We start from the raw sequence: 26,359 nt of genomic DNA on the forward strand, positions 1-26,359 counted from the left end.
TCCGGGCGCGCGACTGTTTTGGCGAAAATGCATGACAATACGATCATGGAAAACCAACTCGACAATCAGCTCTATAGCGTCGCGCAGCTGCGCGAGATCGAACGCGCGGCCTATGCGGAGCTCGCACCTGGAACACTCATGCGGCGCGCCGGCGAGGCCGCAGCGAAATTCGCGCTCGAACTGCTGGGCGGCAAGCGCGACCTGCCGGTGCTGCTGCTGGCCGGCCCCGGCAACAACGGCGGCGATGCGCTGGAAATGGCGGCGGTGCTGGCGGACGCCGGCGTCGATGCGACCGTGCTGCACCTACCTGGACAGCGTGAAACATCGGACGAAGCTGCGAGCGCGCACGAACGCGCGCGTGACGGCTCGGTCGGCTTCATCGACATGCTGCCCCCTGGTGCGCAATGGGGCCTGGTGGTCGACGGCCTGTTCGGCATCGGCCTGGCGCGCCCGATCGACGGCGAATACCGCGAGCTGGTGGCTTCCCTCGACAGCCTGCGTTGCCCGATCCTGGCGCTGGATGTGCCCAGCGGGCTGGACGCCGACACCGGCACCGTCATCGGCCCGGACGGTATCGCGGTGCGGGCGACACACACCATCACCTTCCTCGGCGACAAGCCGGGCCTGCACACGGCCGACGGACGCGACCACGCCGGGCAGGTGCGGGTCGAGGCGCTTGGGCTTGCACCGGAACACTTCCCCGCCCCCATTGCCCGTCTCGGCTCGGCAGACGCATTCGCGCATCGCCTGGCGCCACGCCGGCACAACAGCCACAAGGGCAGCTTCGGCGACGTGGCCGTGATCGGCGGCGCCCACGGCATGGCCGGCGCGCCCGTGCTCGCCGCGCGCGGCGCCCTGTTCGCCGGCGCCGGCCGCACCTTTGTCGCGATGATCGATCCCGGCCCCGGCTTCGACAGCGTGCAGCCGGAGATCATGTTCCGGCTGGCGGACGAGTTCGAATTCGACAAGCGCACCCTGGTGATCGGGCCCGGCATGGGGGGCTCGGCCACTGCCATGCGGCTGCTCGCGAAGGCGCTGGACAGCGACAGCCCCTTGGTGATCGACGCCGACGCCATCACACTGATCGGCGCCAGCCCCGACCTGCTGGGACGCCTGGCGCAGCGCAGCACCCCGGCGGTGCTCACGCCCCACCCGCTCGAAGCCGCGCGCCTGCTCGGCATGACGGCGGCGGCGATCCAGGCCGACCGCCTCGAGGCCGCACGCGAAATCGCTTTGCGGACCAATGCGGCGGTGATCCTGAAGGGCTCGGGATCGGTGATTGCGCGGCCGGATGGCGCCTTGCTGATCAACCCGACCGGTAATGCGGGCCTGGCCACTGCGGGCAGTGGCGACGTGCTGGCGGGGATGTGCGGTGCGCTGCTGGCGCAGGGCTGGCCGGCCTGGGAAGCGGCGGCAGGCGGCGCCTGGATCCACGGCGCCGCGGCCGACCTGCTGGTCGCGCACGGCGTGGGACCGATCGGCATGACGGCCGGTGAACTGCCGGCTGCGGCACGGGCGGTGCTGAACCTGCTGGTTGCCGAGAACCTGGGTTAATGTAGGGTGGGCAGGTTTCCTGCCCACGCGGTGAGCGTGCGTAGCGAGATCATGGAGCGCGAGATCGGAAGCAATCCGGATCACCGCGTAGGCGTTTGCAATTCCTCGCATTGCTCGGAATTGCCCCGCCCACCCGACTAGGCCAGGCGGCCTGCCGCAATCGTGATGGTACGGCCGCAACGGGCCGCCATCGCAGGATCATGCGTGACCAGCACGAGGGTCGAGCCGCGCTCGCGGTTCAGTTCGAACATCAGCCCGATGATGGCTTCGCCGGTGGCGGCGTCGAGGCTGCCGGTCGGCTCGTCCGCGAACAGCAGCGGCGGCTCGGTGACGAAGGCACGCGCGAGTGCCACGCGTTGTTGTTCGCCACCGGACAGATACTTGGGGTAATGGCGCAGGCGGCTAGACAGGCCCACGCGTCCCAGCATGGCCTCGGCTTTTGCACGCGCGTCATTGTCGCCACGCAGTTCCAGCGGCAGCATCACGTTTTCCACTGCATTCAGGTGGGCCAGCAACTGGAAAGACTGGAACACGAACCCCAGCTTGGCCTTGCGGAAGGCGGCGCGGCCGTCCTCGTCGAGCGCGAAGATATCGGTGCCGTCGAGCACGACCGTCCCGCTCGAAGGGGTGTCCAGGCCGGCCAGCAGGCCCAGCAAGGTCGACTTGCCCGAGCCGGAGGCTCCGACGAGCGCGAGCGTCTCGGCCGGTTGCACGGTAAAATCGATGTTTTGCAGGATGGTGAGTTCGCCGCTGGCGTCCGCCACCCGCTTCGACAGGCCGCTGACCGCGATCGCCGCTGGCCGGCCTGCCGGCGCAGCATCCGATGTCGAACCATTCGTCGCACCATTCTTGAACACCTCGGGGTTATCACGCATGCTAGCCATTCTTAAAAAATTGTCTCTCGTAGCGTTCATGACGCTGGCCGCGTCGGGCAGCGCCTATTCTGCACCAAAAACCGTCCTCGTGGTGGGCGACAGCCTGTCGGCCGAGTATGGCATCACGCGCGGCACCGGCTGGGTGCCGCTGCTCGAACAGAAGCTCAAGGCCGAGAAGATTCCCGCCAAGGTGGTCAACGCGAGCATCAGCGGCGAGACCACGATCGGCGGCCGCACCCGCCTGCCGGCCCTGCTCGACCAGCACAAGCCGAACATCGTCGTGCTCGAACTGGGCGCCAACGACGGCCTGCGCGGCCTGCCGGTGGCCTCGGCCGAGGGCAACCTGCGCGCGATGGTCGACATGGCGCAGCAGAAGAACGCGCAAGTCCTGCTGGTGGGCATGCGCATGCCGCCGAACTACGGCCGCGCCTACACGGAGAGCTTCTTCAACATGTTCAAGAAGCTGTCGCTCGAGACCAAATCTCCGCTGGTGCCCTTCATGCTGGAAGGCGTGGCGGAGAAGCCCGCCCTGTTCCAGGCCGACCGCCTGCACCCGACCTCGGCGGCCCAGCCCATCATCCTGAACAACATCTGGCCGCACCTGGCGGCCCTCCTGAAAAAACAATGAAATACCCAGCCGTCCTGAGCTTCGCCGACATCCTTCCCGAACTCGATACCTTCGACACCATCATCGACGCGCGCAGCGAGTCGGAATATGCGCTCGACCGCATCCCCGGCGCGATCAACGCGCCGGTGCTGGACGACGAGCAGCGCATCAAGGTGGGCACCCTGTACAAACAGGTCGGCGCCTTCGAAGCGAAGAAAGTCGGAGCCCCGCTGGTGGCCGCAAACATCGCCCGCCACATCGAGGGACTGTGGGCGGACAAGCCGCGCGACTGGAAGCCGCTGGTGTACTGCTGGCGCGGCGGTAACCGCAGCGGCTCGATGGCGCACATCCTGGCCAAGATCGGCTGGCCGGTGGTGCAGTTGGATGGCGGCTACAAGGCCTACCGCGCGCACGTTGCAAGCGCGCTGGAGAACCCGCCGGAGGTGGACTTCCGCGTGGTCTGCGGCACCACGGGCAGCGGCAAGAGCCGCCTGCTGGAAACCCTGGACCGCCTGGGCGCGCAGGTGCTCGACCTGGAAAAGCTGGCGGCACACCGTGGCTCGGTGCTGGGCCACCTGCCGGACGAACCGCAGCCGACCCAGAAGATGTTCGAGAGCCAGATTTGGGACAAGTTGCGCCACTTCGACCCGTCCCGCCCCGTGTTCGTGGAATCCGAAAGCAAGAAGGTCGGCAACCTGCGCGTGCCGGAAGCGGTAATGGCGCGCATGCGCGCCTCGCCCTGCATCTCGCTGTCGCTGTCGCGCGAGAACCGGGTCCGGCTGCTGATGGAAGACTACGAGCATTTCTGCAAGAACCCGGACGCGCTTACCGGCCAGCTGGCGCACCTGGTGCAGCTGCACGGGAACGACAAGATCAGGGCCTGGCACGACATGGCCAACAACGGCTTGATGCCGGAGCTGGTGGACCAGCTGCTGGTGGAGCATTACGATCCCGCTTACCTGCGTTCGATCGACCGCAATTTCGTGCAGTTTCCAAAGGCGGAGGTGCTCGAGTTGAACGATATCGGCGAGGATGATTTCGTCGGGGCGGCGCGCCGATTGCACGCAGCTTGAATCGCCCAAGCCGCACGCATCCGTCATGCCGTTGATTTTACGGTAGGGTGGGCGGGTTCCCCGCCCACCCTACGATTGATAACTCGGAAACCGCCCGATTCGGGGCAACAAACAAAAAGCCCGACTGCTCGCACAGCCGGGCTTTTTTACCACTTGGTCAGGATTACTCGCCGTCGGTCTTCGTGCCAAGCTGCGACGCGTTCACGTTGATCTTGGCCTTGGCCTTGGTCTTCAGTGCTTCGACGTAGTTGAACAGCTCCGCCTGGCCCACCAGGCCCGAGATCTGCTGCGCTTCCTGCTTGCGGCGATTCAGGTCCGGGTTGGCCGGCTGCGACACCTTGTTGATGCGGTACACGCCGTAGCCCTGGCCCGGGATGTCCACGCCGACGTAGGCCGGCAGCTTGGTCGTATCCGCCTTCAGCACCGCGATCGCAGCCGTGGTGTTGATAGTCGGTTCCTGGCTGCGGGTCACGACCTTCGGCTCGCCGAAGCCGGCCGCATCGCCCGATGCCTTGGCTGCGGCCAGCTTCTGCTCGCCGGCGGCGCGTGCCAGGCGCGCCGCCTCTTCCAGCGTCACGCGCTGGCGGATCACGGCGTCGACCTCAGGCAGCGGGCGCTTGGTGGCCGGCTTGAACTCGACCACGCGGCCCGAAATCAGCACGCTCGGCGAGACTTCCACGGCCTCCGTGTTGCGCTTGTTCTTGACGGCGTCCGTGCCGAACAGCGCGGCGAGGAACTTCTCGTTGTTGAACGGCGCCTGGCCCAGCTGCGGGTTCGGCTTGCGGGTCAGGCCGTCGACGGTCTCGATCTTCAGGCCCAGCTTGTCGGCCACCGGCTTCAGGCTTTCCGCCTGCTCGTACACCATGTTGGTGAAGGTCTCGGCCATTTCCGAATAGCGCTTCGACATCTTCTGCTTCTTCAGGTCGGCAGCAATCTCCTCCCTCGCGTCAGCCAACGGCTTCTGCGCGGCCGGCTTGAGCGAGGTGACGGTGATGATGTGGTAGCCGAATTCCGATTGCACCACGCCGCTCACTTCGCCCTGCTTGAGCGCGTAGATCGCGTCTTCCACCGGCTTGACGAAGGTGCCCTTCTCGACCACGCCGAGGTCGCCGCCGGCCTGGGCCGAGCCCTGGTCCTGCGACTGCGCCTTGGCGATTTCGCCGAAGTTCGCCGGGTTCTTGCGCACCTCGAGCAGCACCGCTTCGGCCTTGGCCTTGGCGGCGGCCTGGTCGGCCGGCTTGGCGTCGCGCGCCACGTTGATCAGGATGTGGGCGGCGGTGCGCTGTTCCGGCGTGGTGTAGCTCTTGACGTTCTTGTTGTAGTACTCGGCGATTTCAGCATCGCTCACCTGCACCTGGCTCTCGACCGCGGCGGCATCGAACACGACGTACTCGGCCTTCACCTGTTCGGGAATCGTGAACAGCTGGGCGTTCTTGTCGTAGTAGGCCTTGACCATCGCGTCCGTGACCTTGACCTGTGGCAGGAACTGCGCGACCGGGAACAGCATCTCCTGGACTTCGCGCTCCTGGTCGCTGATGCTCGACAGGCGCTCGCTCACGGAGCGCGGCGCGAAAGCGGTGGCCTGGATCGAGCCGGTGAGCTGCTCCAGGGTCAGGTCGCGGCGCAGCCGCTGGTCGAACATCGCCGGGGTCATGCCCTGCGCGGCCAGGGCGGCCTTGTACTGCTCCATGTCGAAGCTGCCGTCCGGCTTGCGGAACTGCTGGAACTCGCCGATCCGCTTGGCCAGCGCGGCATCGCCCACGGTCATGTGGCTGCGCGCAAGCTCGGCGTTGATGGCGCGTTCGGCCACCAGGTTGTTCAGGATCGCCTGCTTGGCTTCCGATGTCTCGAACATCTTCTGGTCGAACTGCGGACCCATCATCTGGCGCGCCTGGTCGATCTGGCGGCGCTGGGCTTCTTCCCACTCCTGCTGGGAGACCTTCTGGCCCGCCACGGTGGCCACGGCGGTATTGGCGTCATTGTTCTGGTAGCCCTCTACCCCGAGAAGCACGAATGAAGGAATAACCAGGAGCAACAGAATCCCGTACATCCATCGCTTGTGGTTCCGAATAATTTCAAACATGGTCAGCCATTCAAGTTTGAGAATGCTTTAACAGCACAGGTTAAAAAAAAAGGCGAACTCGCGTTCGCCTCTTCTCGTCTTCCGAAGCCCTTTCAAGGTCTCTGGATCTTACTGAATTCTGGCGGAGCGGACGGGGCTCGAACCCGCGACCCCCGGCGTGACAGGCCGGTATTCTAACCAACTGAACTACCGCTCCAGACATATGTTGTGGATGTTGGCGGAGCGGACGGGGCTCGAACCCGCGACCCCCGGCGTGACAGGCCGGTATTCTAACCAACTGAACTACCGCTCCAACAAGAATTCACTACATCGCATTACCTTTGCAGGTAGTGCCTCTGCGTGTCACCGCAGAGAAGGCATTAGTTTACAGCATCTTTCAGAGCTTTACCAGCCTTAAATTTCGGAACCTTTGCAGCTGCAATCTTGATCGGTTCCTTGGTGCGCGGGTCGCGGCCGGTACGTGCGGCGCGCTCGCCCACGGTGAAGGTGCCGAAGCCGACCAGCGTGACGCTGTCGTTCTTTTTCAGCGACTCGGTCACGGCTCCGATCATGGCGTCGAGAGCACGCGTCGCCGAGGCCTTGGTAATGTCCGCGGACTTCGCGATTTCTTCGATCAGTTCTGTCTTGTTCACTCTAACCCTCGTTTATACGTTGGACGCCGGAGCGCCTTCCTGCAAAAGTGCAAGCCGGTATTAAACAAGGGCAACATTGGTCTGTCAAGCAACATCCGTGGTGGGTGGTATCAGTTGTGTGCAGATGCCACCGTTCGGCTGCCCCGCTCGCTTGCTGGTGCGCGCGCAAACAAGAACAGGCGCCGAAGCGCCTGCTCTATCGATCGACTCGGTTGAACGCTGCTGCGATCAGTGCTTGACCACGTCGGTCGAGCCTTCCGCGGCTGCGGTCGGGGTCACGGCAACAGGTGCCGCCGCCACTTCCGCCACCGGCTCCGGCTGGCGTTCCAGCGCGATTTCAAGGACTTTCTCGATCCAGCGTACCGGCACGATCTCGAGCTTGTTCTTGACGTTGTCCGGGATGTCGGCCAGGTCCTTCACGTTCTGCTCGGGGATCAGGACCGTCTTGATGCCGCCGCGATGCGCCGCCAGCAGCTTCTCCTTCAGGCCGCCGATCGGCAGGACTTCGCCGCGCAGCGTGATCTCGCCGGTCATCGCCACGTCGGCGCGCACCGGGATGCCGGTGAAGGCCGAGACCAGCGCCGTCGTCATGCCGATACCAGCCGACGGACCATCCTTCGGGGTCGCGCCTTCCGGCACGTGGATGTGGATGTCGGTCTTCTCGAACACCTCGGCCTTGATGCCCAGGCGCGCGGCGCGACTGCGCACCACGGTGCGGGCTGCTTCGATCGATTCCTTCATCACGTCGCCCAGGGTGCCGGTGCGGATCACCGCGCCCTTGCCCGGCACGTTGACGGCTTCGATGGTCAGCAGGTCGCCGCCCACCTCGGTCCATGCCAGGCCGACCACCTGGCCGATCTGGTTTTCCTTCTCGGCCACGCCGAAGTCGTAGCGGCGCACACCCAGGAACTTGTCCAGGTTCTTGGCCCCGACCGTGATGCGCTTCTCGCCTTTGGTGAGAAGCAGCATCTTGACGACCTTGCGGCAGATCTTCGAGATTTCACGCTCGAGCGAACGCACGCCGGCTTCGCGGGTGTAGTAACGGATGATGTCGCGGATCGCCGATTCCTCGACCTTGATCTCGCCTTCCTTCAGGCCGTTGTTCTTGATCTGCTTCGGCAGCAGGTAGCGCTGCGCGATGCTGGTCTTCTCGTCCTCGGTGTAGCCCGACAGGCGGATCACTTCCATACGGTCGAGCAGCGCCGGCGGGATATTGAACGAGTTCGAGGTCGCCACGAACATCACGTCCGACAGGTCGAAGTCGACTTCGACGTAGTGGTCGCTGAAGGTGTGGTTCTGCGCCGGGTCGAGCACCTCGAGCAGGGCCGAGGAAGGATCGCCGCGGAAGTCCGCACCCATCTTATCGATCTCGTCGAGCAGGAACAGCGGGTTGCGCACGCCGACCTTGGCCAGCGATTGCAGCACCTTGCCCGGCATCGAGCCGATATAGGTACGGCGGTGGCCGCGGATCTCGGCCTCGTCGCGCACGCCGCCCAGTGCCATGCGCACGTACTTGCGGTTGGTCGCCCGGGCAATCGATTCGCCCAGCGAGGTCTTGCCGACGCCTGGAGGACCGACGAAGCACAGGATCGGCGCCTTCAGCTTGTCGACGCGCTGCTGCACCGCGAGGTACTCGAGAATGCGTTCCTTGATCTTGTCGAGGCCATAGTGGTCGGCTTCCAGCACCTGCTGGGCCTTTTCCAGGTCGATGGTGACCTTCGACTTCTTCTTCCACGGCAGCGACACCAGCGTGTCGATGTAGTTGCGCACGACGGTGGCTTCGGCCGACATCGGCGACATCAGCTTGAGCTTCTTGATCTCGGCCTGCGCCTTCTCCAGTGCCTCTTTCGGCATCTTGGCGGCGATAACCTTCTTCTCCAGCTCTTCGATGTCGGCGCCTTCTTCGCCTTCACCCAGTTCCTTCTGGATGGCCTTGACCTGTTCGTTCAGGTAGTACTCGCGCTGCGACTTCTCCATCTGGCGCTTGACGCGGCCACGGATGCGCTTCTCGACCTGCAGGATGTCCAGTTCGCCTTCCAGCTGGCCGAGCAGGTGCTCGAGGCGCTTGGCGACATTGAAGATCTCGAGGATGACCTGCTTCTGCTCGAGCTTGAGGGGCAGGTGCGCGGCGACGGTGTCGGCCAGGCGGCCGGCGTCGTCGATGCCCGCCAGCGAGGCGAGGATTTCCGGCGGGATCTTCTTGTTCAGTTTGACGTACTGGTCGAACTGCTGGACGATGGCGCGGCGCATGGCCTCGACTTCGGAATCGTCGCCGATTTCCGAAGCAACCGGGGTCAGCTCGGCCGTGAAGTGGGTGGCGCCGTCAAGGATGTGATCGATGCGCGCGCGCTGGGCGCCCTCGACGAGCACCTTCACGGTACCGTCAGGGAGCTTGAGCATTTGAAGAATATTGGCCACGCAGCCGATCTCGTAGATGTCTGCGGCGGAAGGTTCGTCTTTGGCGGCGGCTTTTTGAGCGGCCAGCATGATGCTCTTGCCCTGCTCCATTGCGGCTTCGAGGGCCTTGATGGATTTCGGACGGCCGACGAACAGAGGTATCACCATATGCGGGAACACGACCACGTCGCGCAACGGCAGGAGAGGCAGCGTCGTTTGCTCGGTTAATTTCGAAGTTGTCATGGCATACCTTATAGAAAGCGTGTTGCTGAACTTGGGCCCCGCAACGCCAAATCTCAAGAGCGCTGCAGTAAATAATTTCTACGAGTAAAAAAATATCAATGGCCGTTCCAATAAAACCCGCGTTTCAAATGAAAAAGCCACCGCTGGGCTTCCCCGGCGAGTGGCTTTTCGATTGAAGCCTGCGTCTTTTATTGAAGTAAATTGTACCTTCAAGAATCCGTAGGGCAAGACTTTTGTGGCAAGAGTGCGCGCTTTTTTCAGTTTTCGCCGGATGCTTTCGGCGTTTCGCTGTAAATCAACAAAGGTTTTGCAGCATTCGTGATCGTATTTTCATCGATCACGACTTTCACCACATTCTGCTGGCTCGGCAATTCGTACATCACGTCCAGCAAAGCGTGCTCGAGAATCGAACGCAGTCCGCGGGCGCCGGTCTTGCGCGCCAGCGCCTTGCGCGCGATCGCGTGCAAGGCCGCAGGACGTATTTCGAGTTCGGCGCCTTCCATTTCAAGCAGCTTCGAGTACTGTTTAATCAAAGCATTCTTCGGCTCGATCAGGATCTGGATCAGCGCTTCTTCCGTGAGCTCGCTCAAGGTGGCTACGACAGGCAGACGACCGACCAGTTCCGGGATCAGGCCGAACTTGATCAGGTCTTCCGGTTCGGCTTCCATCAGGATTTCGCTGTTGGCGCGCTCGGTCTGGCTCTTGACCGTGGCCGCGAAACCGATACCGCTCTTTTCCGAACGGTTCTGGATGATCTTGGCCAGGCCGTCGAAGGCGCCGCCGCAGATGAACATGATGTTGGTCGTGTCGATCTGGACAAAGTCCTGGTTCGGGTGCTTGCGGCCGCCCTGCGGCGGCACCGAGGCCATCGTGCCTTCGATGAGCTTGAGCAGGGCCTGCTGCACGCCCTCGCCCGACACGTCGCGGGTAATCGACGGGTTGTCCGACTTGCGCGAGATCTTGTCGATCTCGTCGATGTAGACGATGCCGCGCTGGGCCTTCTCGACTTCGTAGTTGCAGCTTTGCAGCAGCTTCTGGATGATGTTCTCGACGTCTTCGCCGACATAGCCGGCTTCGGTCAGCGTGGTCGCGTCGGCAATCACGAAGGGGACGTTGAGCATGCGCGCCAGGGTCTGGGCCAGCAGGGTCTTGCCGGAACCGGTCGGGCCGACCAGCAAGATATTGCTCTTTGCCAGTTCGACGTCGTCCTTCTTGCCCAGGTGCTTGAGGCGCTTGTAGTGGTTGTACACCGCCACCGACAGGATGCGCTTGGCCGTCTGCTGGCCGATCACGTACTGGTCGAGCAGTTCGGTGATTTCGTGAGGCGTCGGCAGATCGGACTTGGCGCCCGCCACCGATTCGACATTGGAAGTCTCGTCGCGGATGATGTCGTTGCACAGGTCGATGCATTCATCGCAGATGAACACCGACGGTCCCGCGATCAGCTTCTTGACTTCGTGCTGGCTCTTTCCGCAGAACGAGCAGTACAGAAGTTTTTCGCCGCTGGAGGATTTTTTGTCAGACATGGGGCAGGTAATTTAATGAATTGCAATGAATATATCGCTAATACGGGTACGCAACAAGTGCGCACACGAACATGCTACCCGAAATAAAAACGAAACGCCCGAACGTACTTCCGCCCGGGCGTTTTTTGGCAACACCTTGGCGGTGTCGCAACGTCTTTCTTTACGCGCGGTTGGTGAGCACGCGGTCGATCATACCGTACTCGACGGCCTCTTCCGCGGACATGAAACGGTCGCGGTCGGTGTCCTTGTGGATCTGATCGATGCTCTGGCCGGTGTTCTCGGCCATGATGCGTGCCAGGCGCTCGCGCAGGTACAGGATTTCCTTGGCCTGGATCTCGATGTCCGAGGCCATGCCCTGCGAACCGCCGGACGGCTGGTGGATCATGACGCGCGAATTCGGCAGCGAGAAACGCTTGCCCTTGGCGCCGGCAGCCAGCAGGAAGGCGCCCATCGAGGCGGCCAGGCCGGTGCACAGGGTGGAGACGTCCGGCTTGATGAAGTTCATCGTATCGAAGATCGCCAGGCCCGCCGAGACGGAACCGCCCGGCGAATTGATGTAGAGCGAGATGTCCTTGTCCGGATTCTCGCTCTCCAGGAACAGCAGCTGGGCCACGATCAGGTTGGCCATCTGGTCGTTGACAGGGCCGACCAGGAAAATGACGCGCTCTTTGAGGAGGCGCGAGTAGATGTCATAGGCGCGCTCGCCGCGGCCGCTTTGTTCGACCACCATCGGCACGAGGCCGAGTGCTTGGGTATCCAATGCCGGATTACGAATCATACCTGTCTCGTTCCTTGTAAATAGGGGTTCAGAAATCCAATGTTAGCAGGTGCGCGTGGTTTGCACAGACACGTAGGGTGGGCGGGTCCCCCGCCCACGAGGTGATCGCTGCCGGCTCCGATCTCGGTTTCGATGATCTTGCCGCTAACTATCACCGCGCGGGCGGCGAAGCCGCCCACCCTACGATTAGACCACAACAGCCTTGCTGGCTGGCATTCATTAACCCTGGACGTTGCCGCCCATCAGTTCATCGAAAGCGATAGTCTTGCTGCTGACCTTCGCCTTGCCGAGGACGTAGTTAACGACGTTTTCTTCCAATACAAGAGCCTCCACTTCGGCCAGGCGGCGGCGGTCGCTGTAGTAGTACTTCAGGACTTCCTTCGGATCTTCGTAGCTCTGCGAGAAGTCTTCGATCTGGGCCTTGACCTGCTCCTGGGTTGCCTGCAGGTTGTTATCCGATACCAGCTGCGACAGGATCAGGCCCAGGCGCACGCGACGCTCGGCCTTGTCGGCGAACATCTCCGGCGGGAAGGGCATGGCCTTGACGTCCATGCCACGCTGCATCATGTCCTGGCGGGTCATTTCGGCCAGGCGCTCCGAGTCCTGCTGGATCATGGCCTTCGGCACGTCCAACTCGGTGGCCTTGACCAGCGCGTCCATCACGGCTTCCTTGTTGCGGGCCTTGATGCGGGCGTTGACTTCACGCTCCAGGTTGGTCTTGATGTCTTCGCGCATCTTCTCGATCGAACCGTCTTCGATGCCCAGCGACTTGGCAAACTCCGCGTCGACTTCCGGCATGTGGGCCCATTCGAGCTTGTTCAGGGTGATGGTGAACTCGGCAGTCTTGCCGGCCACGTCCTTGCCGTGGTAATCCTCGGGGAAGGGCAGCGGGAAGGTCTTGGCTTCGCCGACTTTCAGGCCGACGGTCGCGGCTTCGAATTCCGGCAGCATGCGGCCTTCACCCAGCACGAATGCGTAGTTCTCGGCCTTGCCGCCGGCGAACTCTTCGCCGTCGATCTTGCCGACGAAGTCGACGGTGACGCGGTCGCCGTTGGCAGCCACGGCCTCGCCGCCGGTGCCGTGCTCGCCCTCTTCACCCTTGGTGTGGTAGTGCACGCGCTGCTTGCGCAGGATATCGATGGTCTTGTCGATTTCGGCGTCGGTCACGTCGGCAGCGACGGTTTCGACCTCGACGTTGGCGAGGTCGCCGATCACGACTTCCGGGTAGACTTCGAAGGTCGCATCGAAAGCGAGCATGCCTTCCGGTGCGTCCTCTTTCGGCTCGATTTTCGGGAAGCCGGCAACACGCAACTGGTTCTCGTTGGCGGCGTCGTTGAACGCACGGCCGACCTTGTCGTTCAGCACATCCGATTCGATCTGGTAACCGTATTGCGCAGCGACCATCTTGAGCGGCACCTTACCTGGGCGGAAGCCCGGGGCCTTTGCCGTCTTGGCCTGCTTCTTGAGGCGCTTTTCGACCTCGCTACGGACGTCAGCTACCGGAAAAGTGATCGTCAAGCGACGCTCGAGTTTACCCAGGGTTTCGACTGCAGTTGCCATTGTAAAAATCGTCCAAAAAAATAATTATTCGTGGTGCGAGGAGGGGGACTCGAACCCCCACACCATTGCTGGCGTCAGGACCTAAACCTGGTGCGTCTACCAATTTCGCCATCCTCGCGCAGGATTGCATTTTTGCCACAAAAACAAAGGGCGCCCGACAGTGAAACCGGCCGCCCTGCACTCCTCTGTTTAGGGGCTACAACTTCAATCAATTATTTTACTGGATTTTCTGACACTATTGGGGCGTTTTTTGCTCTGCGTGCGGGGATGGCAGCTCATCTATATGGAGGAACCCTGCTTCACCCCTGCGCGATTGTCGGCCCCGCCGGCTTCTTTACCCGGAACCACGCCGCATACAGCGCCGGCAGGAACAGCAAGGTCAGCGCGGTCGCCACCAGCAATCCACCCATGATGGCCACCGCCATCGGCCCCCAGAACACGGAGCGCGACAAGGGGATCATCGCCAGGGCCGCCGCCGCGGCGGTCAGCAGGATCGGCCGGCAGCGCCGCACCGCCGCCTCGACGATCGCATTCCATGCCTCCGCCCCGGCGGCGATGTCCTGCTCGATCTGGTCGACCAGGATCACGGAATTCCGGATGATCATGCCGAACAGCGCGATCACGCCCAGGTTGGCGACGAAGCCGAAGGGCCGGTCGAACGCCAGGAGCGCCATCGCCGCACCGGCGATGCCCAACGGCCCGGTGAGGAAGACCAGCAGCGAGCGCGAGAAGCTGTGCAGCTGCAGCATCAGGAGCGTGAACACGATGAACAGCACCAGCGGCACGTTGGCCATGATCGACGCCTCCGCATCGGAACTGTCGGCCGCTGCGCCTTCCACCTCGAGGCGGTAACCTGCCGGCGGCTTGGCGCGGATCGCCGCCAGCTTCTCGTCCACCTGGGCGGTAACGGTCGGCCCCTGGATGCCTTCGACCACGTCCGACTGGACCATGATCGCCCACTCGCGCCCCTCACGCCATACCACGCCCGGCTCCCACGCGAACCGGACCCGGGCCACCTGCCCGATCGGCACGGCCCCGCCGCTGCCGGTGGGGACCAGGGCTTCCGACAGGCGGGTAATGGTCGAGCGCTCCTCGATCGGCTGGCGCACCACGATGTCGATCAGGCGATTGGTCTCGCGGAACTGTCCCACCGGGGTGCCGCTCAATGTGGTGTTGATGACGCGCCGCACCGACTGCGAGGTGACGCCGAGCGCGCGCAGCTTGTCCTGGTCGAGGTCGAGGCGCAGCACCTTGACCGCCTCGTTCCAGTTGTCGTTGACGCCGACCGTGTTCGGGTTGGCGCGCAAGACCTCCTTGACCCCGTCGGCCACCTTGCGCACGATGCCGATGTCCGGCCCCAGTACCTGGAACTGCACCGGATAGGCCACCGGCGGCCCGTTCGGCAGCAGTTTCACCCGCCCGCGGACCTCGGGGAAGTCGGTGCGGAAGGCTTCCTCGATCTTCAGGCGCAGCGCATCGCGTGCGACGGCGTCCGCGGGCAGGACGACCAGCTGCGAAACGTTCGACTGCGGGAAGATCTGGTCCAGCGGCAGGTAGAAGCGCGGGCTGCCGGTGCCGACATAGCTGGTCACGCTCTGCACGCCCTCCTGCTTTTGCAAGAATGCTTCGAAGCGCTTCACGACCGCCTCGTTCGCGGCGAAGCTCGTGCCCTCCGGCGACCACATCTCGACCATCAGTTCGGGACGGCTGGAATCGGGGAAGAACTGCTTCTCGATGAAGTTGAAGCCGAACACGCCGAGCGCGAACACGCCCAGGCTCAGCGCGATCGTGGTCTTGCGCCACTCGACACACCAGTTGACCAGCCGGCGGAAGCGTGCATAAGCCGGGCTGTCGAATACGTCATGCGAGGATTCGCCATGATCATGCGGCTTCACCTTCAGCAGGACGTAGCCGATGTAGGGCGTGAACACCACCGCCGCCACCCAGGAAATGAGCAGGGCGAGCGCGTTCACCGAAAACATGGTGAAGGTGTATTCGCCTGCGGCCGACTTGGCCAGGCCGATCGGCAGGAAGCCGGCCGCCGTGATCAGGGTCCCGGTGAGCATCGGTATCGCGGTCGAGGTGTAGGCGAAGGTGGCCGCCTCGAAGCGCGACAGGCCCTCTTCCATCTTGCGCACCATCATCTCGACCGCGATGATGGCGTCGTCCACCAGCAGGCCGAGCGCGATGATCAGGGCGCCGAGCGAGATCTTGTGCAGCGAGATGTCGAGCACCCGCATGAACAGGAAGGTGATCGCCAGCACCAGGGGAATGGTCAGCGCGACCACCAGGCCGGGGCGCACGTCGATGCGCAGCTTCGGCTTGGTGTGCAGGCCGAGCGAGATGAAGGACACGGCCAGCACGATGATCACCGCTTCGGCCAGCACCTTGATGAATTCGTCGACCGAGGCGGTGACGGCCTGCGGCTGGTTCGACACCCGTTCCAGCTCGATACCGACCGGCAGCTGCGAGCGGATGCGCGCCACGGTCTCGTCCAGGCCCTCGCCCAGCCTGATGATGTTACCGCCCTTCTCCATCGACACGCCCAGGCCGATGACTTCCTTGCCGTTGAAGCGCATCTTGTCCCGTGGCGGATCCTGGTAGCCGCGCACTACCGCCGCAAAGTCGCCCAGCCGGAACGTCGTGTTCCCGGCGCGCAGCTGCAGGTTTTCCAACAGATCGAGGCTCTTCAAGGCGCCGGTGACGCGCACCTGCAGGTTGTCGGTGGGCGTTACCAGCACGCCGCTGGCCTCGACCCCGTTCTGGGTAGCGATCTGGTTGACGATCTGCTCGAAAGGCACGCCCAGCTGGGCGAACTTCTTGCTGGAGAATTCGATATAGATCTTCTCGGCCTGCACGCCGAACTGCTCGACCTTCGAGACCAGCGGCACTTTCAACAGTTGCTGGCGCACGAAGTCGGCATAGTCGCGCATCTCGGCCTGGGTGAAGCCGTCGCCGGACAGCGCGAAGATCGAGCCGTAGGTGTCGCCGAATTCGTCGTTGAAGAAGGGGCCGACCACCCCCTGCGGCAGGCTTGCACGCATGTCGCCGATCTTCTTGCGCACCTGGTACCAGGTCGGCGCGATTTCAAGGGGCGGCGTCGACTCGCGCAACTCGAGGATGATGGTTGTCTCGCCCGGCTTGGAAAAGCTGCGGATGCGGTCGATGTAGGGCGTTTCCTGCAGCTTCCTTTCGAGGGGGTCGGTCACCTGCTCGGCCATCTGGACGGCGGTCGCACCCGGCCAGACGGCGCTGACCACCATGGCGCGGAAGGTGAAGGGAGGGTCTTCGTCCTGGCCCAGTTGCTGGTAACTGAGGATGCCGCCGATCAGCAGGGCGGCGATCAGGTAGCGCATGAGCGGGATGTGTTCCAGCGCCCAGCGCGACAGGTTGAAACCCCTCATTGCCCGCCCCCGTCGTTGCCGGCGGCGGTGCCGGCGCCGACTGCGGCGGCCTCGGTATCGCCGCGGCGCGCAACGTCGGCCGTCAGGATCCGCACCTTCTGGCCCGGCTTGAGCAGGTGCACGCCGGCCGTTACCACGGTCTGCCCGGGCTGTACGCCGCCGGAGAGCAGAATGTCGTTGCCCGACTGGCCCGCCACCTGCACGGGGAGAAGCCGCACCACCGCTGCGGCGGACCGACCGTTCTCGACCACCCAGACGCTGGTCGCGCCCTTGTCCTGCACCAGCGCGCTGAGCGGCACCCGCAGCGTGGACGCATTGGACCTGCCGCCGGTCGTCATCTCCACGGTCGCCGTCATCCCCAGGCGGATGTCGGGACGGGCCGGGATCGACACCTTGACCGTATAGGTACGGGTGGCGGGATCGGCCACCGGCGAGACCTCGCGGATCTTGCCGGGAATGGCTTCGTCGCGCTTGGCCCACAAGCGCACGCTGACCTCGCTGGCCTGGCGCAGCTCCTCGACCCGGTCCTCGGGGATGCCGATCACGACCTCCTTCTCGTCGGTGCGGGCCACGCGCACCACCGGTGCGCCGGCGGCGACCACCTGGCCGACTTCGGCGTCGACCGCCGTGACCACGCCGTCGGTGTCCGATTCCAGGTTGGCATAAGCGGCCTGGTTCGACTGGCCGCGGAAGCCTGCCCGCGCCGCATCGACATTCGCCTGCGCGGCGCGCAGGGCCGCCTGCTTGGCGTCCAGGACGGCCTGGCTGACGAAATTCTGGGCGCGCAGGTTCTGGTGGCGCTGGTAGTCGGCCTGGGCGAGGTCGCGTTCGGTCTCCGCAGCGCGCAGGGTAGCGCGCGCCTGGGCCTCGGCCAGGCGCAGGTCCTGCGGATCGAGACGCAGCAGCACCTGCCCGTCCTTGACGTTGGCGCCCACGTCCACCTTGCGCTCGACGATCTTGCCGCCCACCCGGAAGCCCAGGCGCGATTCATAGCGCGCACGGACGTCGCCCGAAAACTCGACGCGCTCGCCGCCATTGCCTGCGGCCAATTGGATGACGCGCACCGGACGTACCTCCTCGGGCCTGGGGGCCGGCTTGTCGCAGCCGGCCAGCAGGGACAGCAGGGACAGCAGGGACAGCGACAGCGCGGCATATGCAATGCGGGTAGGGCGAAACTTCGGAAGTGCGAACACGTGTAGTCCCTTGTCGATTGTGCCAAGTTGGGGCAATTGTAATCAAGCAATTATAATCACCGGAAGAGCCAGAAACCCGACATGAGAGTCAACAGTCAACTATGCCAGTCGAGCATTACGAGAACTTCCCGGTTGCCTCCATCCTGCTGCCGCGCCGCCTAGTGCCGGCGGTGGAGGCCATCTACGCCTTCGCGCGCAGCGCCGACGACATCGCCGACGAAGGCGACGCCGCGCCGCCCGAACGGCTGGCCGAACTGGAGCGCTATGGACGTGAGCTCGAGGCCATCGAACGTGGCCATACACCCGCAGACCCGATGTTCAGGCAGTTGGCCGGCGTGGTACGCGAATTCCGCCTGCCGGTGTCGCCGATGCACGACCTGTTGTCGGCCTTTCGCCAGGACGTGACCACGACCCGCTATGCCGATTACACCGCCCTGCTCGACTACTGCCGGCGTTCGGCCAATCCGGTGGGGCGCTTGATGCTGGAACTGTACGATGCCGTCGACGAGCGCAACCTGCGCGATTCGGATGCGATCTGCACCTCGCTTCAGCTGATTAACTTCTGGCAAGACGTGGCGATCGACCTGCCCAAGGGCCGCATCTACCTGCCGCTGGAAGACCTGGAGCGCCACGGCGTCTCGGAAGCGGAACTGGCCACAAGCCCCTCCACGCCGGCCTGGCGTGCCCTGATGCGTTTCGAGGTCGAGCGCGCCCGCGCCCTGATGCTGAGCGGCAGCCCGCTGGTGCACCGCCTGCCGGGCCGCATCGGCTGGGAACTGCGCCTCATGGTGCAGGGCGGCTTGCGCATCCTGGAAGCCATCGAGAAGGCCGAGTACGACGTGTTCCGGCGCCGTCCGACGCTGGCGCCGGCCGACTGGATCGTGGTCGGGTGGCGCGCGCTGCGGATGTGATCCCTTCACCCTACGAGCACTGCGCATCGGCTAAGATAGCGGATTCGCATCGCATACCAATAGCATTTCGCACCAACAAATACATGTCCCCCGACGAATACTGCCAGCAAAAGACGGTCCAAAGCGGCTCCAGCTTCTACTACAGCTTCCTGTTCCTGCCGCCGGAGCGCCGCCGTGCGATCACCGCGCTGTACGCCTTCTGCCGCGAGGTCGACGACACCGTCGATGAGACCTCGGACGCCTCGGTCGCGCGCATCAAGCTGGCCTGGTGGCGCACCGAGGTCTCGACCATGTACAAGGGCACGCCGACGCACCCGGTGACGCAGGCGCTGCAGCCGCACATCGCGTCCTACAGGCTGGAAGAGCAGCACCTGCAGGCCATCATCGACGGCATGGAGATGGACCTCGACCAGAGCCGCTACCTGGACTATGCCGGCCTGCAGAAATACTGCTGGCGGGTGGCGGGCGTGGTCGGGATCCTGTCGGCCAGCATCTTCGGTTACACCAACCCGCAGACCCTGGCCTATGCCGAGAAGCTCGGCCTGGCCTTCCAGCTGACCAACATCATCCGCGACGTCGGCGACGATGCGCGCAAGGGCCGCATCTACATCCCGGTGAATGAGCTGCAGCAGTTCAACGTGACCGCAGCCGACATCCTGAACTTCCGCCACAGCGAGAAGTTCGAGGCCTTGATGCGATACCAGAACGAGCGCGCCCAGCGCACCTACGACGAGGCACTCGGCCTGCTGCCCAAGGAAGACCGCCGCGCCCAGCGTCCCGGCCTGATGATGGCCGCGATCTACCGCACCCTGCTCGACGAGATCGCACGCGACAACTTCCAGGTGCTGAACCAGCGCATCTCGCTCACGCCGCTGCGCAAGCTGTGGCTGGCCTGGAAGACCTATGTCCGCACCTGAGGGCGGCTTGCGGGTTGCCGTGGCCGGGGGCGGCTGGGCCGGCTGCGCCGCTGCCGTGGAACTGGCGGCCGGGGGCGCCCGGGTCACGCTGATCGAAGCCGCACGCAGCCTCGGCGGACGCGCCCGCGGCGTCGCGGTACAAGGCAAGATGCTCGACAACGGCCAGCACATCCTGCTGGGCGCCTATGGCGAGACCCTGCGCCTGTTGCGCCTGGTAGGCATCGATCCGGGCCGGGCCCTGCTGCGCCTGCCCGTGCAGATGCGCTATCCCGAGGGCAGAGAGGGCATGGACTTCGTCGCGCCGCGCTGGCCGGCGCCGCTGCACCTGGCCGCCGCCCTCGTTCGCGCCAAAGGCCTGGCCCGCGAAGACAAGATGGCCCTGGCGCGCTTCACCACGGCCGCGCGCTGGATGGGCTGGGTGCTCTACAACGACTGCACGGTCGACGAGCTCCTCGAGCGCTTCGACCAGCCCGCGCGCCTGAAGCGCCTGCTGTGGCATCCGCTGTGCATCGCCGCGCTCAACACCCCGCCGCAGCGTGCCTCCGCCAAGGTCTTCCTGGCGGTGCTGCGCGACAGCCTGGGCGCCAAACGCCGTGCGGCCTCGGACATGCTGCTGCCGCGCATGGACATGGGCGCCCTGTTCCCGCAGGCGGCGGCGCGCTTCGTCGAAGGCCATGGCGGCAAGGTGCTCAGCGGCGTGAAACTGACGGCCGCCAGCCCGACGGCGACCGGCTGGCGGCTCGCCCTGTCCGGCGGAGCGGAGGAATTCGACGCGCTGGTGCTGGCCACGCCCGCCACGCAATCCGCCACCATCCTGGCGCCGCACGCGCCGGAACTGGCGGCGCAGCTCTCCGCGCTGGCCTACGAACCGATCGCCACCTGCTACCTGCAATACGACCCGTCGGTGCGCCTCGCCCTGCCCTTCTACGCCCTGCTCGACGACCCGGCGCACGGCCGCTGGGGCCAGTTCGCCTTCGACCGCGGCCAGCTCGACGCCGGCCAGCAGGGCCTGCTGGCGGTCGTGATCAGCGCCGCCGCCGCCGCCGCCGGGCACGACCAGGAAGACCTGGCCGGCCTGATTGCCGCCCAGCTGGCCCGCGACCTGCGACGGCCGGAACTGGCGGCGCCGCAGTGGTCGCGGGTGATCACCGAGAAGCGCGCCACCTTTTCCTGCACCCCGGACCTGGTTCGCCCCGGGAACGAAACGGCGCTGCCCGGCCTGGTGCTGGCGGGTGACTACACGGCCAGCGACTACCCGGCGACGCTCGAGACCGCCGTGCAGAGCGGGGTAGCGGCCGCCGCGCTTATCCGTTCCTACGACAAGCTGCCCCCAGAAAAACGCAGACTGTCGCACACGGGCAGCGCGCCGGCGCGTCCTTCCGTAAGCTAACAGCATCGAAACAGGTCTTACGGATTGAACATCAACATGAAGCACATGAGCAACTTCGAAGTCGGCTTGCGCGCCCTGGCCCTGGTGGCCGTCGTGGCCTTCAGCACGGCCGTGCTGGTCCAGCCTGAACTCATCGGCGGCTCCGCGCCGGCGACCGCGCTGGCGATCGGCTCGATTCCGGCCATTACGCATCACTGACTGGAACGGCAGCACATGGGCAAACTGGAATATCTCGACGCGCTCAAGCGGGCCATGAGCGGCCTGCCGCCGGAGATCCAGGCCAAGACCCTGGCCTGGTACGAGCAGCGCTTCGTGGACGGCGTGGCCGCGGGCCGCACTGAAGCGAGCATTGCCGAGGAACTGGACGACCCGCGCAAGATCGCGGTGACGCTGCGCGCAAACGCCCACATGGATGCGTTCAAGGAAAAGAAGACCCCGGCCAATGGGCTGCGCATGCTGCTTGCCGGCGCCGGCCTGCTGGTGTTCAACCTGTTCATGGCAATTCCGGCAGCCGTGTTTGCCTCGCTGCTGGTCGCGGCCTACGGCACCGCCCTCGGCATCTACGTTTCGGGCATCGCGGTCACGGCCAGCGGCCTGGCAGGAGCGAGCGAACTGGTCCTGAACAATCCACTCCACCGGATCGAAATCATGGAGAACGGCGAGCGGCGTGAAAGGATCGAGAACAGCCGCACCCGGGTCTCGATCGGCAAACAGGGCATCCACGTCTACGAGGACGAGGCGCCGGAAGACACCGGGCTCGAGGACAGCCCGAAGGACGTCGCCAAGTCAGAGAGGGTGATCCGGCGCGCCGAGAAAGTCGCCGGCGCCGGCATCCAGATCACTACCGACATGGACGGCGAGTCGCGCACCACCCAGACCCTGGTCGGTTTCGCCATGGTGCTGGGCGGGATCCTGCTGTTCCTGCTGTCGCTCGTCGTCACCAAGTACACCTTCCTCGGCCTGAGGCGCTACGTGAAGATGAACCTGTCGCTGTTGAAGGGAGCCTGAGCATGCGGGCATTGCTGAAAGTCGGATTCAGCCTCTTGATGCTGGCCTTCGTGCTGATCTGCCTGAGCTATGCGGTGCTGCGCGCCAACGGCGTGGCCGCGGCCAGCGAAGGGCGCCAGATGGCAAGCGAGAAGCGCGAAGTCCCGGCCGGCGTCACCGCAATCGACCTCGACGGCCCGATCGACCTCACCGTCCGCTACGGCGCGGCGCCCTCGCTCGCGGTGCGCGGCGAGGCGCGCCTGCTGAAGAACGTCGACGTGAGCGCGGACGGCGAAGTCCTGCACATCGGCATCCGCGGCATGGTGCTGGGCCACCGCCGCCCCCTGGAAGTCGAACTGGTGCTCCCGAGCCTGGCAAGCGTCAAGATCGACGGCAGCGGCGACAGCACGGTCAACGGATTCTCGGGTGAGCGCATCGAAGTGCGCATGCAAGGTTCGGGCAGCCTGCGCTTCAATGGCCGCTTCCGCCAGGTCGATGCCGCCCTGAGCGGCAGCGGCGAACTGGACCTGAATGCAGGCTCCTCGATCGAACGCTTCGATGCGGTGCTGACCGGCTCCGGGCACATGACCATCGTGGGCGGCGCGCGCGAACTGCACACCAATGCCAGCGGCTCGGGCGAACTCGATGCGCGCCACCTGCGCGCCGAGAAGGTCGAGGTCAGCCAGACCGGCTCCGGCCAGAGCACGGTGCATGCCCGCGAGAGGGTCGCGGCCTCGATCTCGGGCAGCGGCGACATCGAAGTGGGCGGCAATCCGGCCGAGCGCAGCGTCAGCCGCACCGGCAGCGGCGCGGTTACCTTTACCGAGTAAGACCGAGCCAGGCCAGCGCGTCGCGCCCGGCGGCGCGGCCGCTGCCGAAGCAGGCGGTGAGCAGGTAGCCGCCAGTCGGCGCCTCCCAGTCGATCATCTCCCCCGCCACGAACACGCCCGGCAGCGCGCGCAGCATCGCGCTGTCCCCATCCAGCGCTTCGAAGCGCACCCCGCCTGCGCTGCTGATCGCCTCATCGATCGGGCGCGGGCCGCGCAACACCAGCGGCAAGGCCTTGAGCGCGGCCGCGAGCTTCGCCGGATCGGCGTACGCTTCCTTCGGCAGGCATTCGTGCAATAGGCCGGCCTTCACGCCCTTGATGCCGAGGCGGCTCTGCAGGTGGCTCGACATCGAACGCGAGCCGCGCGGACGCGCCACCTCTTGCGCGACGCGCGCCGCGTCGAGGTCGGGCAACAGGTCGAGCCAGATGGTGGTGTCGCCCTGCTCCGCGATCTGGTCGCGCAGCGGCGCCGAAACGGCATACACCAGGCTGCCTTCGATCCCGCCTTGCGTGACGACGAACTGGCCCTGGCGCTTTTCCATGACGCCACCGGCCCCACGCCAGGCGATCGCGACGGTGGTGAGCGGCGCGCCCGCATGCCTCTCGCTGAAATGCGCACTCCAGTCGACGTCGAAGCCGCAGTTGGATGGCACCAGCGGAGCCACCTCGACGCCAAGGTCCGCCAGCAGCGGCGCCCAGGCGCCGTCCGACCCGAGCCGCGCCCAGCTGGCCCCGCCCAGGGCCAGCACGGTGGCGTCGGCATCGACCAGGAGCTCGCCTTCCGGCGTCGCCATGCGCAGGCGGCCGTCCTGCCATCCGAGCCAACGGTGCCGCATGTGGAAGCGCACGCCCGCTTCGCGCAGGCGGTGCAGCCAGGCGCGCAGCAGGGGCGCGGCCTTCATCTCAAGGGGGAAGACGCGGTTGGATGTGCCGACGAAGGTACCGATGCCGAGGCCGTGGATCCACTCGCGCACCGCCTGCGGGTCGAAGCCGTCCAGCCAGCGTCCGACCTCGCGCTCACGGCTGCGATAGCGGCTGCGGAAAGCCGGCAGCGCTTCCGAATGGGTGATGTTCATGCCGCCTTTCCCGGCCAGCAGGAACTTGCGGCCGGTCGATGGCATCGCGTCGTACACATCCACCCGCACGCCGCCCGCGGCCAGGGTTTCGGCCGCCATCAGGCCGGCGGGGCCGCCGCCGATCACGGCGACGCGTTGTGGTTGGGTGGGCTGGGTCATCGTGATTCAAGGCATGCGGCGAACGGGGAGGAGCGGCATTGTAGTCGAGTTTGCGCCTTGCATAAAATGCGGGCCCCGATGTAAAGGGAGCTTGACATGTCATGTTTGCTTGACTACGATGTAAAGCATACTTTACTTCATGGAGGATGTCATGCATGAAAAGCGGGTCGGCAAGGCCTATATGCGCGAGCTGATGGGCTCGTTGGCGCTCTACATGGTGCTGCTGTTTGCCGCCATCCGCTGGGGCCGCCCGATGGAGGAAGGCGTGGCGCGTACCCTGGTGCTGCTGTCGCCGATGATCGGCTTCGGCCTGGCCTTGTGGGCCATCGCGCGTCATTTCGGGCGGATCGACGAATACGTGCGGATGCGCCTGCTGGAAACCATCGCGCTCGCAGCTGCGATTACCGCCGGTCTGACCTTCTCCTACGGCTTCCTCGAGACGGCCGGGTACCCGAAGCTGTCCATGTTTACCGTGTGGTGCGTCCTGTGCGGCTCCGTGGTCGTGGTCCAGCTTGCACGCAAGCTGCTCGACCGATGAACAACCATATCCGAACCCTGCGGGCCGAGCGCGGATGGAGCCAGGCCGAACTGGCCGACATGCTCGACGTCTCCCGCCAGAGCGTGAATGCGATCGAGACCGGTCGCTACGACCCGAGCCTGCCCCTGGCCTTCGCAATCGCCAGGCTGTTCCAACGACCGATCGAATCGATCTTCATTCCAGACCAGGAGTCAGCATGAAAGCATCCCTGATGTTCGCAGCACTGTCCGGCCTTGCCGGCAGCAGCCTCGCCCCCATGGCCGCCGCCCAGGCGCCGGTTCCCGTGGAAGCATCCAACCGCTTCGCCGCCCAGCCGGCACCGGCCGAACGCTTCGAGATCAAGGGCATGCTGGTCGAGCGCCACGGTACCGGCCCGCGTGCGCTGGTGCTGGTCCCGGGCCTGTCCAGCGGCGGCTGGGTGTGGGGACAGATGGTGCGCGATTTCGCCCCGACCCACACGGTCTACGTCGTGACCCTGCCCGGCTTCGATGGCCGCCCGCCGCTCGGCGGTGACACCTTCGGCGATCCCTTCGACGCCGCCAGGGGCGCGCTGACGGAGCTCATCGCCTTGCGCAAGCTGTCGAAACCGGTGCTGATCGGGCACAGCCTGGGCGCGACGCTGGGGCTGGCGCTGGCCCAGGACCTGCCGGAGAGGATCGGCGGCGTCGTCGCCATCGACGGCTTGCCGGTGTTCCCGCGCACCGAGGACATGTCGCCGGAGCAGCGCACAGCCATGGCAGACGGCATCCGCAAGCAGATGGCGGCGCTCGCCGGGCCGGCTTTCGCATCCCAGCAGCACCAGTACATGCGCAGCATCGGGATGGTCGACCTGGCCAAGGCCGACGATGCGGCAAAGCTCACCGCGCGCAGCGATCCGGCGGCTGTGGCGGCCTATATGGGCGCGGTGCTGTCGCGCGACCTGCGGCCCGGCCTGGCAGGCGTCAAGGCGCCGGTCCTGATGCTGGTGCCCTACTTCGCGCCCGATGCCGTGGTCCTGAATGACATCACCATCGGCGACAAGCTGGCGTATTATCGGGAGCTGATGAGCGGCACCCCGCGCCTGCAGGTCGAGGCCATCGACAAGGCACGCCACTTTGCCATGATCGACCAGCCGGAAGCGGTAGCCGACGCCGTCCGCGGTTTCCTCAAACAGTTGTGAACCACAAGGAGAGAGTGATGCAAAAGCTGATCTACTGGAGCGGGCAGTACCTGCTGGCGGCCAGCTCGATGTTCGCGCTGCTGGTGTGTATCGATGTGTTCCTGCGCGGCGAAGCGCTTGAAACCGGCTGGCGCGAATCGCTGGCCTGGTCGGTGCTGGCGGCTGCCATCTTCATCGGCTCGCGCTACTACAGGGCCGAGCGCGACGCGACCTGCGCGATGTGCCGCCATCCCGACACCAAACGCTGATTCGTCGACCTCCAAGCCGTATCAAGACGGACCCGGGATGGTAAAGCCATACTGCCGCCCTGGGATATGCATGCATTTGTCATATCCATAAGATTCTGCTTGACAATACATGTAACAGGAATATTCTTGTACACGCTATAACGAACGATGGCGCCCGCTCGACGAGGTCGGCCACGATTCGTCTAGGCTCCGTTTCAACATCTTGGAGGATGTGTATGTC

The 26,359-nt window shown here is 64.9% G+C and carries 23 protein-coding genes and 3 tRNA genes; 13 read left to right on the forward strand and 13 right to left on the reverse strand.

What is annotated here, in order from left to right; genetic code table 11:
* Positions 1-45: 45 nt before the first annotated feature.
* The gene (locus tag MA09_RS08820; RefSeq protein ID WP_036246987.1) at positions 46-1,554 is read left to right on the forward strand and encodes an NAD(P)H-hydrate dehydratase; all 1,509 of its coding nucleotides are present in this window, start codon (positions 46-48) and stop codon (positions 1,552-1,554) included.
* 137 nt (positions 1,555-1,691) lie between these two features.
* On the opposite strand, the gene MA09_RS08825 is transcribed toward MA09_RS08820, so the two are convergent.
* Positions 1,692-2,429 (reverse strand): ABC transporter ATP-binding protein, encoded by a 738-nt coding sequence (locus MA09_RS08825; protein ID WP_051933300.1) that lies wholly within the window; start codon positions 2,427-2,429, stop codon positions 1,692-1,694.
* Between the two features lie 37 nt (positions 2,430-2,466).
* Between MA09_RS08825 and MA09_RS08830 the strand changes: the two genes are divergently transcribed.
* Positions 2,467-3,057, forward strand: coding sequence for an arylesterase (locus MA09_RS08830; protein WP_229440630.1), 591 nt, complete (start codon positions 2,467-2,469; stop codon positions 3,055-3,057).
* Entirely contained in the window at positions 3,054-4,109 is a 1,056-nt protein-coding gene (gene mnmH / locus MA09_RS08835; protein ID WP_036246991.1) for a tRNA 2-selenouridine(34) synthase MnmH, read from the forward strand. The genes MA09_RS08830 and mnmH overlap by 4 nt, the downstream gene beginning before the upstream one ends.
* A 163-nt stretch (positions 4,110-4,272) precedes the next feature.
* Here the strand turns inward: mnmH and MA09_RS08840 are convergent, their stop codons facing one another.
* The 11 genes from MA09_RS08840 to MA09_RS08890 all read right to left on the reverse strand — a co-directional run bounded on the left by MA09_RS08840 (position 4,273) and on the right by MA09_RS08890 (position 17,925).
* Entirely contained in the window at positions 4,273-6,192 is a 1,920-nt protein-coding gene (locus tag MA09_RS08840) for a SurA N-terminal domain-containing protein (RefSeq protein ID WP_081897503.1), read from the reverse strand.
* 119 nt (positions 6,193-6,311) lie between these two features.
* Positions 6,312-6,388: transfer RNA gene (locus MA09_RS08845), tRNA-Asp, on the reverse strand.
* Positions 6,389-6,407: 19 nt separating this feature from the next.
* Positions 6,408-6,484, reverse strand: a tRNA-Asp gene (locus MA09_RS08850).
* Between the two features lie 67 nt (positions 6,485-6,551).
* Positions 6,552-6,824 (reverse strand): HU family DNA-binding protein, encoded by a 273-nt coding sequence (locus tag MA09_RS08855; protein WP_027864169.1) that lies wholly within the window; start codon positions 6,822-6,824, stop codon positions 6,552-6,554.
* Positions 6,825-7,052: 228 nt separating this feature from the next.
* Positions 7,053-9,464, reverse strand: coding sequence for an endopeptidase La (gene lon / locus MA09_RS08860; protein WP_036246995.1), 2,412 nt, complete (start codon positions 9,462-9,464; stop codon positions 7,053-7,055).
* 257 nt (positions 9,465-9,721) lie between these two features.
* Complete coding sequence (gene clpX / locus MA09_RS08865; RefSeq protein WP_036246996.1) at positions 9,722-10,990, reverse strand: ATP-dependent Clp protease ATP-binding subunit ClpX; 1,269 nt, start codon at positions 10,988-10,990, stop codon at positions 9,722-9,724.
* A 160-nt stretch (positions 10,991-11,150) separates the two neighbouring features.
* On the reverse strand, positions 11,151-11,768 hold the full coding sequence (gene clpP, locus MA09_RS08870; protein WP_036246998.1) for an ATP-dependent Clp endopeptidase proteolytic subunit ClpP: 618 nt from the start codon (positions 11,766-11,768) through the stop codon (positions 11,151-11,153).
* A 219-nt stretch (positions 11,769-11,987) separates the two neighbouring features.
* Positions 11,988-13,328 carry a trigger factor gene (tig, locus tag MA09_RS08875; protein WP_036247000.1) on the reverse strand — a complete coding sequence of 447 codons (1,341 nt, stop codon included), beginning with the start codon at positions 13,326-13,328 and terminating at the stop codon, positions 11,988-11,990.
* Between the two features lie 31 nt (positions 13,329-13,359).
* Positions 13,360-13,446 (reverse strand) — tRNA-Leu (locus tag MA09_RS08880).
* A 181-nt stretch (positions 13,447-13,627) separates the two neighbouring features.
* Entirely contained in the window at positions 13,628-16,732 is a 3,105-nt protein-coding gene (locus MA09_RS08885; protein WP_036247001.1) for an efflux RND transporter permease subunit, read from the reverse strand.
* Positions 16,729-17,925, reverse strand: coding sequence for an efflux RND transporter periplasmic adaptor subunit (locus MA09_RS08890; RefSeq protein WP_229440632.1), 1,197 nt, complete (start codon positions 17,923-17,925; stop codon positions 16,729-16,731). The genes MA09_RS08885 and MA09_RS08890 overlap by 4 nt, the downstream gene beginning before the upstream one ends.
* A 101-nt stretch (positions 17,926-18,026) precedes the next feature.
* Here MA09_RS08890 and hpnC point away from each other — a divergent pair, with 101 nt between their 5' ends.
* The 6 genes from hpnC (at position 18,027) to MA09_RS08915 (ending at position 22,960) form a co-directional block, all read left to right on the forward strand.
* Positions 18,027-18,836: a squalene synthase HpnC gene (gene hpnC, locus MA09_RS08895; RefSeq protein ID WP_036247002.1), complete on the forward strand. Its 810-nt coding sequence runs from the start codon at positions 18,027-18,029 to the stop codon at positions 18,834-18,836.
* Between the two features lie 83 nt (positions 18,837-18,919).
* Complete coding sequence (hpnD, locus tag MA09_RS08900) at positions 18,920-19,753, forward strand: presqualene diphosphate synthase HpnD (protein ID WP_036247003.1); 834 nt, start codon at positions 18,920-18,922, stop codon at positions 19,751-19,753.
* Positions 19,740-21,143 carry a hydroxysqualene dehydroxylase HpnE gene (hpnE, locus tag MA09_RS08905; RefSeq protein ID WP_036247005.1) on the forward strand — a complete coding sequence of 468 codons (1,404 nt, stop codon included), beginning with the start codon at positions 19,740-19,742 and terminating at the stop codon, positions 21,141-21,143. Before hpnD ends, hpnE begins: the two co-directional genes overlap by 14 nt.
* Before the next feature lie 45 nt (positions 21,144-21,188).
* A complete protein-coding gene (locus MA09_RS25030; protein ID WP_200883046.1) occupies positions 21,189-21,341 on the forward strand; it encodes a hypothetical protein in 153 nt (50 codons plus the stop codon).
* 15 nt (positions 21,342-21,356) lie between these two features.
* Positions 21,357-22,151: a DUF1700 domain-containing protein gene (locus MA09_RS08910; RefSeq protein ID WP_036247007.1), complete on the forward strand. Its 795-nt coding sequence runs from the start codon at positions 21,357-21,359 to the stop codon at positions 22,149-22,151.
* Between the two features lie 2 nt (positions 22,152-22,153).
* Positions 22,154-22,960, forward strand: a complete 807-nt coding sequence (locus MA09_RS08915; protein ID WP_036247009.1) for a head GIN domain-containing protein — start codon at positions 22,154-22,156, stop codon at positions 22,958-22,960.
* On the opposite strand, the gene MA09_RS08920 is transcribed toward MA09_RS08915, so the two are convergent.
* The gene (locus MA09_RS08920; protein ID WP_036247011.1) at positions 22,950-24,194 is read right to left on the reverse strand and encodes a TIGR03862 family flavoprotein; all 1,245 of its coding nucleotides are present in this window, start codon (positions 24,192-24,194) and stop codon (positions 22,950-22,952) included. The genes MA09_RS08915 and MA09_RS08920 overlap by 11 nt on opposite strands.
* A 151-nt stretch (positions 24,195-24,345) precedes the next feature.
* On the opposite strand from MA09_RS08920, the gene MA09_RS08925 reads away from it, so the two are divergent.
* From MA09_RS08925 to MA09_RS08940, 4 genes are read left to right on the forward strand one after another with little or no spacing between them, the layout of a single operon-like run.
* A complete protein-coding gene (locus MA09_RS08925) occupies positions 24,346-24,732 on the forward strand; it encodes a hypothetical protein (protein ID WP_036247013.1) in 387 nt (128 codons plus the stop codon).
* Positions 24,729-24,932 (forward strand): helix-turn-helix transcriptional regulator, encoded by a 204-nt coding sequence (locus MA09_RS08930; RefSeq protein WP_036247016.1) that lies wholly within the window; start codon positions 24,729-24,731, stop codon positions 24,930-24,932. Before MA09_RS08925 ends, MA09_RS08930 begins: the two co-directional genes overlap by 4 nt.
* Positions 24,929-25,891 carry an alpha/beta fold hydrolase gene (locus MA09_RS08935; RefSeq protein WP_036247018.1) on the forward strand — a complete coding sequence of 321 codons (963 nt, stop codon included), beginning with the start codon at positions 24,929-24,931 and terminating at the stop codon, positions 25,889-25,891. Before MA09_RS08930 ends, MA09_RS08935 begins: the two co-directional genes overlap by 4 nt.
* 17 nt (positions 25,892-25,908) lie before the next feature.
* Positions 25,909-26,139: a hypothetical protein gene (locus MA09_RS08940; RefSeq protein WP_036247020.1), complete on the forward strand. Its 231-nt coding sequence runs from the start codon at positions 25,909-25,911 to the stop codon at positions 26,137-26,139.
* Positions 26,140-26,359: the final 220 nt, after the last annotated feature.

It is taken from the genome of Massilia sp. BSC265, from assembly GCF_000740675.1.
In the GTDB taxonomy this organism is placed as follows: domain Bacteria; phylum Pseudomonadota; class Gammaproteobacteria; order Burkholderiales; family Burkholderiaceae_D; genus Telluria.

What these genes read in the sequence shown, in the direction of transcription:
- clpP (WP_036246998.1), bottom strand. Translation starts at nt 11,768, where the DNA reads ATGATTCGTAATCCGGCATTGGATACCCAAGCACTCGGCCTCGTGCCG.
- lon (WP_036246995.1), bottom strand. Translation starts at nt 9,464, where the DNA reads ATGACAACTTCGAAATTAACCGAGCAAACGACGCTGCCTCTCCTGCCG.
- hpnE (WP_036247005.1), top strand. Translation starts at nt 19,740, where the DNA reads ATGTCCGCACCTGAGGGCGGCTTGCGGGTTGCCGTGGCCGGGGGCGGC.
- tig (WP_036247000.1), bottom strand. Translation starts at nt 13,328, where the DNA reads ATGGCAACTGCAGTCGAAACCCTGGGTAAACTCGAGCGTCGCTTGACG.
- MA09_RS08940 (WP_036247020.1), top strand. Translation starts at nt 25,909, where the DNA reads ATGCAAAAGCTGATCTACTGGAGCGGGCAGTACCTGCTGGCGGCCAGC.
- hpnC (WP_036247002.1), top strand. Translation starts at nt 18,027, where the DNA reads ATGCCAGTCGAGCATTACGAGAACTTCCCGGTTGCCTCCATCCTGCTG.
- MA09_RS08885 (WP_036247001.1), bottom strand. Translation starts at nt 16,732, where the DNA reads ATGAGGGGTTTCAACCTGTCGCGCTGGGCGCTGGAACACATCCCGCTC.
- MA09_RS08825 (WP_051933300.1), bottom strand. Translation starts at nt 2,429, where the DNA reads ATGCGTGATAACCCCGAGGTGTTCAAGAATGGTGCGACGAATGGTTCG.
- MA09_RS08930 (WP_036247016.1), top strand. Translation starts at nt 24,729, where the DNA reads ATGAACAACCATATCCGAACCCTGCGGGCCGAGCGCGGATGGAGCCAG.
- hpnD (WP_036247003.1), top strand. Translation starts at nt 18,920, where the DNA reads ATGTCCCCCGACGAATACTGCCAGCAAAAGACGGTCCAAAGCGGCTCC.
- MA09_RS08820 (WP_036246987.1), top strand. Translation starts at nt 46, where the DNA reads ATGGAAAACCAACTCGACAATCAGCTCTATAGCGTCGCGCAGCTGCGC.
- MA09_RS08830 (WP_229440630.1), top strand. Translation starts at nt 2,467, where the DNA reads ATGACGCTGGCCGCGTCGGGCAGCGCCTATTCTGCACCAAAAACCGTC.
- MA09_RS25030 (WP_200883046.1), top strand. Translation starts at nt 21,189, where the DNA reads ATGAGCAACTTCGAAGTCGGCTTGCGCGCCCTGGCCCTGGTGGCCGTC.
- MA09_RS08920 (WP_036247011.1), bottom strand. Translation starts at nt 24,194, where the DNA reads ATGACCCAGCCCACCCAACCACAACGCGTCGCCGTGATCGGCGGCGGC.
- MA09_RS08935 (WP_036247018.1), top strand. Translation starts at nt 24,929, where the DNA reads ATGAAAGCATCCCTGATGTTCGCAGCACTGTCCGGCCTTGCCGGCAGC.
- MA09_RS08910 (WP_036247007.1), top strand. Translation starts at nt 21,357, where the DNA reads ATGGGCAAACTGGAATATCTCGACGCGCTCAAGCGGGCCATGAGCGGC.
- clpX (WP_036246996.1), bottom strand. Translation starts at nt 10,990, where the DNA reads ATGTCTGACAAAAAATCCTCCAGCGGCGAAAAACTTCTGTACTGCTCG.
- MA09_RS08925 (WP_036247013.1), top strand. Translation starts at nt 24,346, where the DNA reads ATGCATGAAAAGCGGGTCGGCAAGGCCTATATGCGCGAGCTGATGGGC.
- MA09_RS08915 (WP_036247009.1), top strand. Translation starts at nt 22,154, where the DNA reads ATGCGGGCATTGCTGAAAGTCGGATTCAGCCTCTTGATGCTGGCCTTC.
- MA09_RS08840 (WP_081897503.1), bottom strand. Translation starts at nt 6,192, where the DNA reads ATGTTTGAAATTATTCGGAACCACAAGCGATGGATGTACGGGATTCTG.
- mnmH (WP_036246991.1), top strand. Translation starts at nt 3,054, where the DNA reads ATGAAATACCCAGCCGTCCTGAGCTTCGCCGACATCCTTCCCGAACTC.